We start from the raw sequence: 8,096 nt of genomic DNA, 5'->3' as shown, positions 1-8,096 counted from the left end.
CCTGAGAGCGCGCACCACCAAGGGCCCACCCCCGACCCCTCCCGCAAGCGGGAGGGGAGAAGATGGCATGGTTCCTCCCGCAGGCGGGAGGGGGGAAGTCACGCCAGCGCTGCCTTCACCAGCCCGCTCGCCTTGCCCATGTCGAGCTGGCTGCCGTGGCGGGCCTTCAGGGCGGCGACGACTTTGCCCATGTCCTTCATCGACGTCGCGCCAAGTTCGGCCTTGATCGCCTCGATCGCGGCCTTGGTGTCGTCCTCGCTCATCTGGGCGGGGAGGAATTCCTCGATCACGGCGAGTTCGGCCTGTTCGATATCGGCGAGTTCCTGCCGGCCGCCCTCGACATAGAGCGTGATCGATTCGCGGCGCTGCTTGGCCATCTTCTGGAGAACGTCGACCACGAGCACATCGTCATCCGGCACTGTGCTGGCGGTGCGCAGTTCGATGTCCTTGTCCTTCAGCTTGGCAAGGATGAGGCGGACGGCGGCGAGGCGGGCCTTGTCGCCGGCTTTCATGGCGCTGATCTGGGCGGCCTTGATCGTATCGCGGATCATGGGATTCGTATTCCTGTGGATTGAGCGCCGCTTTCGGGCGCGAAGCCTTGTCACTTAGGCGAAACTTTCTGCCTTCGCTAGGTTGACGGGAGGGGGCGAGGGGCCTAGCGACCGAGCCTTAGCGACATCGCCAGACCCTTGCCAACGGAGCGCCCCCTATCATGGCCGACCCCGCCCACACTCATGCGCCCAAGCCGGCCGGCGCAACCGGCGTTCTTGTTCTCGCCGATGGATCGGTGGCGTGGGGACGCGGCTTTGGCGCGGAAGGCAAGGCGGTGGGCGAAGTGTGCTTCAACACCGCGATGACGGGCTATCAGGAAGTGATGACGGACCCGTCCTACGCGGGTCAGGTGGTGACCTTCACGTTCCCCCATATCGGCAATGTCGGCACCAATCCTGAGGACATGGAGAGCCATGACGTGCCCGGCGCGGTTGGCTGCGTGGTGCGCGAGGATGTGACAGAGCCGGCCAATTTCCGCGCGATTGAGCCGCTGCAGGCTTGGCTGGCGGCGCGCGGCAAGATCGGGCTTTCGGGCGTGGATACCCGGGCGCTGACGCGGCGGATCCGCCTGCTCGGCGCGCCCAATGCAGTGATCGCGCATGATCCCGAGGGCAATTTCGATATTCCGGCGCTGATCGCCGAAGCGAAGGCCTGGCCGGGCCTTGAAGGCATGGACCTCGCCCGCGTGGTGAGCCGGGACGAGCAGGCTGACTGGGAAGGCGGCATCTGGCATCTCGGGCAGGGCTATGCCCGCTCGCCGCGTGACGCGCGCCCGCATGTCGTGGCGGTCGATTACGGCGCCAAGGACAACATCTTCCGCAATCTGGTGCGCGCCGGTGCGCGGGTGACGGTGGTGCCGGCGGAGACTTCGCTTGAGACGGTGCTGGCGCTGGAGCCGGCGGGCGTGTTCCTCTCGAACGGTCCGGGCGATCCGGCTGCGACGGGCGTCTATGCCGTGCCGCTGATCCAGGGCCTGCTGGAGCGCGACATTCCGGTGTTCGGCATCTGCCTTGGCCACCAGATGCTCGGCCTCGCGGCGGGTGCGAAGACGGTGAAGATGCACCAAGGCCACCGCGGCGCGAACCATCCGGTAAAGCGGCATGCGGACAGCGTCGTCGAGATCACCTCGATGAACCATGGATTTGCGGTCGATAATTCAACTCTGCCTGAAGGCGTGGTGGAAACGCATGTCTCGCTGTTCGATGGTTCGAACTGCGGGATCGAGATCGCCGGCAAGAAGGCGTTCGGGGTGCAGTATCACCCTGAGGCGAGCCCGGGGCCGCAGGACAGCTTCTATCTGTTCGAGAAGTTTGTGGGGATGCTGGGGTGAAGGAAGACTATCTAAAACTCGCTCTGCTCAATGCGATCTGTAAAACTGATTTCGTTGAGACCACGAAGAAGTGGCTTCCAGTCGAGCGAATGGAGGATATTTTTCATAAGGCATTGGCCCGGCATTTTCAGGATATAGGTATTGAAATTGGCGATAAATATAAAGATATTGTGAATATTTTTATTGATGATTTAAAGAATAATCAGGCAATTTTCATTGAGGGTGATGAATTCACAGGGCATTATTTTAAAATGCCTATCTCAAATGTGATAAATTACTACAATATAATTCGTTCTGGATCTGAGGTTGGAATTAGGATCTCTAATCTTGGAGATGGTGCATTCACTAAGGCTCTGATCAATATTGCTCGCTCAGATGGTGTTGAGATGGGTAAGTATGATCAGGAAATTGAAAGTAATATCAGTGATGTGGATCGCGTATCTTCAGATTTTCCAGCTTCGGATAGAACTGTATCTCTAAATCACAATCAGATCAGTCAATTTGATGAACAGACATCTGAACTGATTGATGCAGTTGAACGGCTCAATGGAATTGACGGAGAGTCTGGTTTTCGTGAGATAATCATTGGTCAGCTTAAGGCTGGTCGAGAGTTAATTCGCGCAGGTAACTTTAAGTTATATGCACTACAATGGACCCTAATTGAGGGTCTTAAATTTTTGGCCCTTAGGTATGAGAAAGAGACGGTCGGCGCTCTTGCCGGAGCACTACTGGCGGTTCTCGTGAAACAGGTAGGCTTAGGTTAATGCCCAAACGCACTGACATCTCCTCGATCCTGATCATCGGCGCCGGGCCGATCATCATCGGCCAGGCTTGCGAGTTCGATTATTCGGGCACGCAGGCGGTGAAGGCGCTCAAGGAAGAGGGCTACCGCATCATCCTGGTCAACTCGAACCCCGCGACGATCATGACCGATCCGGACATGGCGCACGCGACCTATGTCGAGCCGATTACGCCCGAGGTGGTCGCCAAGATCATCGAGAAAGAGCGCCCCGATGCGGTGCTGCCGACGATGGGCGGGCAGACTGCGCTCAACACGGCGCTGGCGCTGGCGCGCGATGGCACGCTGGAAAAGTATGGCTGCGTGATGATCGGCGCGGATGCCGAGGCCATCGACAAGGCCGAGGACCGCATGAAGTTCCGCGATGCGATGGACAAGATCGGGCTGGAATCGGCCCGTTCCGGCATCGCGCACACGGTGGATGAAGCGCTGGCGGTGCTGGAACGCACCGGACTTCCATCGATCATCCGGCCGAGCTTCACCATGGGCGGCACCGGCGGCGGGATTGCCTACAACAAGGAAGAATTCGTCAAGATTGTGCGCGGCGGGCTGGAAGCTTCGCCGACCACCGAAGTGCTGATCGAGGAATCGCTGCTCGGTTGGAAAGAGTACGAGATGGAAGTCGTCCGTGACCGGAACGACAATGCCATTATTATCTGCTCGATCGAGAACGTCGATCCGATGGGCGTCCATACGGGCGATTCCATCACCGTCGCCCCGGCGCTGACGCTGACCGACAAGGAATACCAGATCATGCGCAATGCATCGATCGCGGTGCTCCGGGAAATCGGCGTTGAAACAGGTGGTTCGAACGTGCAGTTCGCAGTCAACCCGAAGGACGGGCGACTGATCGTCATCGAGATGAACCCGCGCGTTTCGCGTTCTTCGGCGCTGGCTTCAAAGGCCACCGGGTTCCCGATTGCCAAGGTCGCGGCGAAGCTGGCGGTGGGCTACACGCTCGACGAGATCATGAACGACATCACGGGCGCGACCCCGGCGGCGTTCGAGCCGACACTCGATTATGTCGTCACCAAGATCCCGCGCTTTGCCTTCGAGAAGTTCAAGGGCGCTGAGCCGCTGCTCGGAACGGCTATGAAGTCCGTCGGCGAAGTCATGGCAATTGGACGCAATTTCCAGGAATCGATGCAGAAGGCGCTGCGCGGACTGGAAACCGGGCTGGATGGCTTCAACCGCGTGGTCGAACTGGAAGGCGCTTCGCGTGACCAACTGGTCGCAGCGCTCAGCCGGGCGACGCCGGAGCGGCTGCTCGTGATCGGGCAGGCCTTCCGCGAGGGGATGACAGTGGAGGAAGTCCACGCCGTCACCAAGTACGAGCCGTGGTTCCTGCGCCAGATCGAGGCGATCATCGCCGAGGAATCGAAGATTGCAGACGAAGGCTTGCCGATCGACGCGGCGGGGCTGCGGCGCCTCAAGGCCATGGGCTTCTCGGACAAGCGGCTGGCGACGCTGGCGGTGCGTTCGGTGGGCGTGGCTGGCGGGCTGGGCGAGACGCAGGCGCGTCGTTCCGGGCTGCTGCATGACGTGCTGAGCGCGATGGCGGGCGCGACGAGCGAGGAAGAAGTCCGCGCGCTGCGCCACAAGCTGGGCGTGCGCCCGGTGTTCAAGCGCATCGACAGCTGCGCGGCCGAGTTCGAGGCGGTGACGCCCTACATGTACTCGACCTACGAAGGCGGCCTGTTTGGCGAGCCGGAGAACGAGGCGGCGCCTTCGGACCGCAAGAAGATCGTGATCCTCGGTGGCGGGCCGAACCGCATCGGGCAGGGCATCGAGTTCGACTACTGCTGCTGCCACGCCTGCTTCGCGCTGGGCGACACGGATCCGGCGAGCGGCGAGGCCGGCGCCGGTTTCGAAACGATCATGATCAACTGCAACCCCGAGACGGTTTCGACCGACTACGACACCTCGGACCGGCTCTATTTCGAGCCGCTGACCGCGGAGGACGTGCTCGAGGTGCTGGAAGCCGAGAAGGCGAACGGTACGCTGGTGGGCGTCATCGTGCAGTTTGGTGGGCAGACGCCGCTCAAGCTCGCGCAGGCGCTGGAGGATGCGGGCATCCCGATCCTCGGCACCTCGCCTGACGCGATTGACCTTGCCGAGGACCGCGAGCGGTTCAATCGGCTGGTCGAGAAGCTGGGCCTACTCCAGCCTGCGGGCGGCACCGCGCGCAGCCGCGACGAAGCGGTCGCGGTGGCGGCTCGCATCGGGTATCCGGTGCTGATCCGGCCGAGCTATGTGCTCGGTGGCCGCGCGATGGAGATCGTCGACAGCCAGGCGCAGCTCGATGACTACATCGCGACCGCGGTGAAGGTTTCGGGCGAGAGCCCGGTGCTGATCGACCAGTACTTGCGCGATGCGATCGAATGCGACGTCGATGCGCTGGCGGATGGCGACGATGTCGTCGTCGCGGGCGTGATGCAGCACATCGAGGAAGCGGGCATCCATTCAGGCGACAGCGCCTGCACCCTGCCGCCCTACAGCCTGCCGGCCGAGATCATTGCCGAGATGGAGCGGCAGGCGGTGGCGCTGGCCAAGGCACTGAGCGTCAAGGGCCTGATGAACATCCAGTTCGCGGTGAAGGACGGCCTCGTCTATCTGATCGAGGTGAACCCGCGCGCCAGCCGCACAGTGCCGTTCGTCGCCAAGGCCATCGGCCAGCCGATCGCCAAGTATGCCGCGCGGATCATGGCGGGCGAGAAGATCAGGGACCTGCCGCCGATCAAGCGCGACGTGCCTTACATGGCGGTGAAGGAAGCGGTTTTCCCGTTCGCACGCTTCCCCGGCGTCGATCCGGTGCTTTCGCCCGAGATGAAGTCGACCGGCGAGGTGATGGGCATCGACAGCGGCTTCCCGGTCGCCTTTGCCAAGGCGCAGTTGGGCGCGGGCATGGTGCTGCCGGTGGGCGGCACGGTGTTCGTCTCGGTGAAGGACAGCGACAAGCCGGTGATCCTGCCGGCGGTGCAGAAGCTCGTGAGCCAAGGCTTCCGCATCGTGGCGACGGGCGGTACGGCGACGTTCCTGACCGCGGCGGGCGTGAAGGTCGAGCGGGTCAACAAAGTGGCTGAAGGCCGTCCGCATATCGTGGACCGGATCATCGACGGCGAGATCGCGCTGATCTTCAACACCACGGAAGGCTGGCAGAGCCACAAGGACTCGCAATCGATCCGCGGCTCGGCGCTTTATGGCAAGGTGCCCTACTTCACCACGGCGGCGGCTTCGGTCGCGGCGGCGGGGGCAATCGAGGCACTGCGCAGCGCCGAACTTGCGGTAAGGTCATTGCAGGATTATTATCAGCTCTCCACGTGACCCCCAGCATTGCGGCGATTGGGGCCCGGTTCGGCATCATGCCTGCCGGGAAGGAATGGTTTTCTCTTGGCGCTGTTGGCCCAAGGGATTGAAAGACAAGAAGGACTAGGGATGGCAAGTGTTGAAAAGCTGCCGATGCTGGCCGAAGGCTACGAGAAGCTTACGGCAGAGCTAAAGGCGCTGCGCGAAGAACGTCCCCACATCGTCGATGCTATCGAGGAAGCACGCGCGCACGGCGATCTTTCCGAAAACGCCGAATACCATGCCGCGAAGGAGCGTCAGGGTCAGGTCGAAGCAGCGATCAGCGATCTGGAAGACAAGCTCAGCCGCGCGCAGATCATCGACCCGACGACGCTTTCGGGCGACCGCATCGTGTTCGGCGCGACCGTCACGCTGCTCGATGATGCCGACAAGCCGGTGCGCTATCAGATCGTTGGCCAGGCCGAGGCTGACGCCAAGCGCGGCCGGATCAGCTACAACTCGCCGCTCGGGCGCGCGCTGATCGGCCGCCGGGTGGAAGACGAGATCGAAGTGACCGTGCCTTCTGGCGACCGGTTCTATGTGGTCGAGAAGATCGAGTTTATCTGAGGTCTCGCCACGCTGAGGTATGAACGAAAAACGGCCGGGGTTCTGCCCCGGCCGTTTTTCGTTGCGTTACTCCGGCTTGTGCAGCGCGGGTTCCAGCAGGCGGTGGAGATGGACCACCACGTAGCGCATTTCGGCATCGTCGACCGTGCGCTGGGCACAGCTGCGCCATGCTTCTTCAGCGCTGGCATAATCGGGATAGACGCCGACGAGGTCGATCTTCGAAAGATCGGTAAATTCGAGGTGCTGCGGGTCCTTGACCCGCCCGCCCATGACGAGGTGCAGTTTCTGCATGGCTGGCTTCCGTTCCTTGGGGAGGAAGCCTGCCCCTCGCAAAATAGAGAGGGGCGTGCAAGCCCCGGCCGCTACGGAATAGGCCGTTAATCAGCCTTCTTGCCGGGAAGGTGGCGCGTGATGACCGGCGCGAGCGTGCGCAGCGTCTTGTCGGCCAGCGCAGGCAGGCTCGGCCTTGCAGGCTTTGCGGCGTCCTCCGGCGCTTCGCTTGTGGCAGCGGCGGCTTTTTCACCGGCCGCACCGGCGACGTAGGCGGCTGCGATCTCGAGCCCCACTGCGGCAAGATCCGCCGCGCGGCGGGGGAGGGACATGCGCGAGAGGGTGCCCTTGCGGGTTGCCTTGTCGCCGGTAACGCCGCTTCCGGCGCGGGACAGCGCTCCTGCCACAAGCGCACCGACAAGAATGCCGCCCGCGACCATGGCGACGGGATGCTCCTCGACGAAGCCCTTGACCTTACCGAGCGTATCCGCCGGCTTTTCGGTTTCGGGCGTTTCCGCATTCGGCTGGGGTGTTTCGCTCTCGGTCATGTGACGTCCTCGTCCGCTTCGTCGCTGCCGAAGCGGTTCTTGATGAGATTGATGAGCGGGCGGCGGAAGAACCACGCGGCGAGCAGCGCCAGCGTGCCGCCGATCACCGGGATATTGTCCTTGGCGACGGCCTTCGCCTCATCGACTGTGTCGATCACGCGGTCCATCGCCGCGTCCTTGATGCGGGCAGGGATGGATTTCTCGGCCAGACCGGTGCGCAGCGCATCCTTCTGGCCGTTGAAGCGGGCCCAGGCCGCATTGCGCCGGGCGCGGGCCTCGTGCAGCGTCTCGTCGCTCATGCCGGGCCGTCCCGCCCCTTGATCGCGCGACTGACCGCACGGACACGGCCGATCACGCCAAGCACGCAAAGACCGGTGAGCGCCAGCAGGCCGAGAAAGACGACCGCCAGAGCGCCCCATGGCCCGATCAGCGGCGCCAATGCGAGCAGCAGGCCCACGACCAGCGCCATCAAGGCAAAGAACAGCAGCGCCAGCGCCAGCGCGGCGAACCCAAGAATGCCCTTGGCGCGGCCGAGCACGAAACCGGCGCGCGCCTTCTGGAATTCAAGCTCTGCCGCGATCAGCGTCTGGCCGTCCTCCAGCAGTGCGCGCGCGCCTCCAAGCAGGGACTCGTCTGCCCCTGTTTCGCTTTCGGTGTGGACCTTGTCTTCGGTCACGCGCTGAAA

The 8,096-nt window shown here is 62.7% G+C and carries 9 protein-coding genes; 4 read left to right on the top strand and 5 right to left on the bottom strand.

What is annotated here, in order from left to right; genetic code table 11:
- Positions 1-98 precede the first annotated feature (98 nt).
- Positions 99-551, bottom strand: a complete 453-nt coding sequence (locus NSE01_RS03070) for a GatB/YqeY domain-containing protein (RefSeq protein WP_147158160.1) — start codon at positions 549-551, stop codon at positions 99-101.
- A gap of 161 nt (positions 552-712) precedes the next feature.
- Here NSE01_RS03070 and carA point away from each other — a divergent pair, with 161 nt between their 5' ends.
- From carA to greA, 4 genes are all read left to right on the top strand, one after another.
- On the top strand, positions 713-1,882 hold the full coding sequence (gene carA, locus NSE01_RS03065; protein ID WP_147158159.1) for a glutamine-hydrolyzing carbamoyl-phosphate synthase small subunit: 1,170 nt from the start codon (positions 713-715) through the stop codon (positions 1,880-1,882).
- Positions 1,879-2,646 carry a hypothetical protein gene (locus tag NSE01_RS03060; protein WP_147158158.1) on the top strand — a complete coding sequence of 256 codons (768 nt, stop codon included), beginning with the start codon at positions 1,879-1,881 and terminating at the stop codon, positions 2,644-2,646. The genes carA and NSE01_RS03060 overlap by 4 nt, the downstream gene beginning before the upstream one ends.
- Entirely contained in the window at positions 2,646-6,005 is a 3,360-nt protein-coding gene (gene carB / locus NSE01_RS03055; RefSeq protein ID WP_147158157.1) for a carbamoyl-phosphate synthase large subunit, read from the top strand. Before NSE01_RS03060 ends, carB begins: the two co-directional genes overlap by 1 nt.
- Positions 6,006-6,116: 111 nt before the next feature.
- On the top strand, positions 6,117-6,593 hold the full coding sequence (gene greA, locus NSE01_RS03050) for a transcription elongation factor GreA (RefSeq protein ID WP_147158156.1): 477 nt from the start codon (positions 6,117-6,119) through the stop codon (positions 6,591-6,593).
- 66 nt (positions 6,594-6,659) lie between these two features.
- On the opposite strand, the gene NSE01_RS03045 is transcribed toward greA, so the two are convergent.
- From NSE01_RS03045 to NSE01_RS03030, 4 genes are all read right to left on the bottom strand, one after another.
- Positions 6,660-6,884 (bottom strand): DUF4170 domain-containing protein, encoded by a 225-nt coding sequence (locus NSE01_RS03045; protein WP_147158155.1) that lies wholly within the window; start codon positions 6,882-6,884, stop codon positions 6,660-6,662.
- Positions 6,885-6,970: 86 nt separating this feature from the next.
- A complete protein-coding gene (locus NSE01_RS03040) occupies positions 6,971-7,411 on the bottom strand; it encodes a hypothetical protein (protein ID WP_147158154.1) in 441 nt (146 codons plus the stop codon).
- Positions 7,408-7,710, bottom strand: a complete 303-nt coding sequence (locus tag NSE01_RS03035; RefSeq protein ID WP_147158153.1) for a hypothetical protein — start codon at positions 7,708-7,710, stop codon at positions 7,408-7,410. Before NSE01_RS03035 ends, NSE01_RS03040 begins: the two co-directional genes overlap by 4 nt.
- Positions 7,707-8,087 (bottom strand): phage holin family protein, encoded by a 381-nt coding sequence (locus NSE01_RS03030; protein WP_147158152.1) that lies wholly within the window; start codon positions 8,085-8,087, stop codon positions 7,707-7,709. Before NSE01_RS03030 ends, NSE01_RS03035 begins: the two co-directional genes overlap by 4 nt.
- Positions 8,088-8,096: the final 9 nt, after the last annotated feature.

This window comes from Novosphingobium sediminis (assembly GCF_007991615.1).
Classification (GTDB): Bacteria; Pseudomonadota; Alphaproteobacteria; order Sphingomonadales; family Sphingomonadaceae; genus Novosphingobium; species Novosphingobium sediminis.
The sequence above is the reverse complement of the archived record's forward strand: the minus strand, read 5'-3'. Positions and strand labels throughout refer to the sequence as shown.

Coding starts and splice junctions, on each gene's coding strand:
- NSE01_RS03035 (WP_147158153.1), bottom strand. CDS start 7,710: ATGAGCGACGAGACGCTGCACGAGGCCCGCGCCCGGCGCAATGCGGCC.
- NSE01_RS03040 (WP_147158154.1), bottom strand. CDS start 7,411: ATGACCGAGAGCGAAACACCCCAGCCGAATGCGGAAACGCCCGAAACC.
- NSE01_RS03045 (WP_147158155.1), bottom strand. CDS start 6,884: ATGCAGAAACTGCACCTCGTCATGGGCGGGCGGGTCAAGGACCCGCAG.
- carB (WP_147158157.1), top strand. CDS start 2,646: ATGCCCAAACGCACTGACATCTCCTCGATCCTGATCATCGGCGCCGGG.
- NSE01_RS03070 (WP_147158160.1), bottom strand. CDS start 551: ATGATCCGCGATACGATCAAGGCCGCCCAGATCAGCGCCATGAAAGCC.
- carA (WP_147158159.1), top strand. CDS start 713: ATGGCCGACCCCGCCCACACTCATGCGCCCAAGCCGGCCGGCGCAACC.
- greA (WP_147158156.1), top strand. CDS start 6,117: ATGGCAAGTGTTGAAAAGCTGCCGATGCTGGCCGAAGGCTACGAGAAG.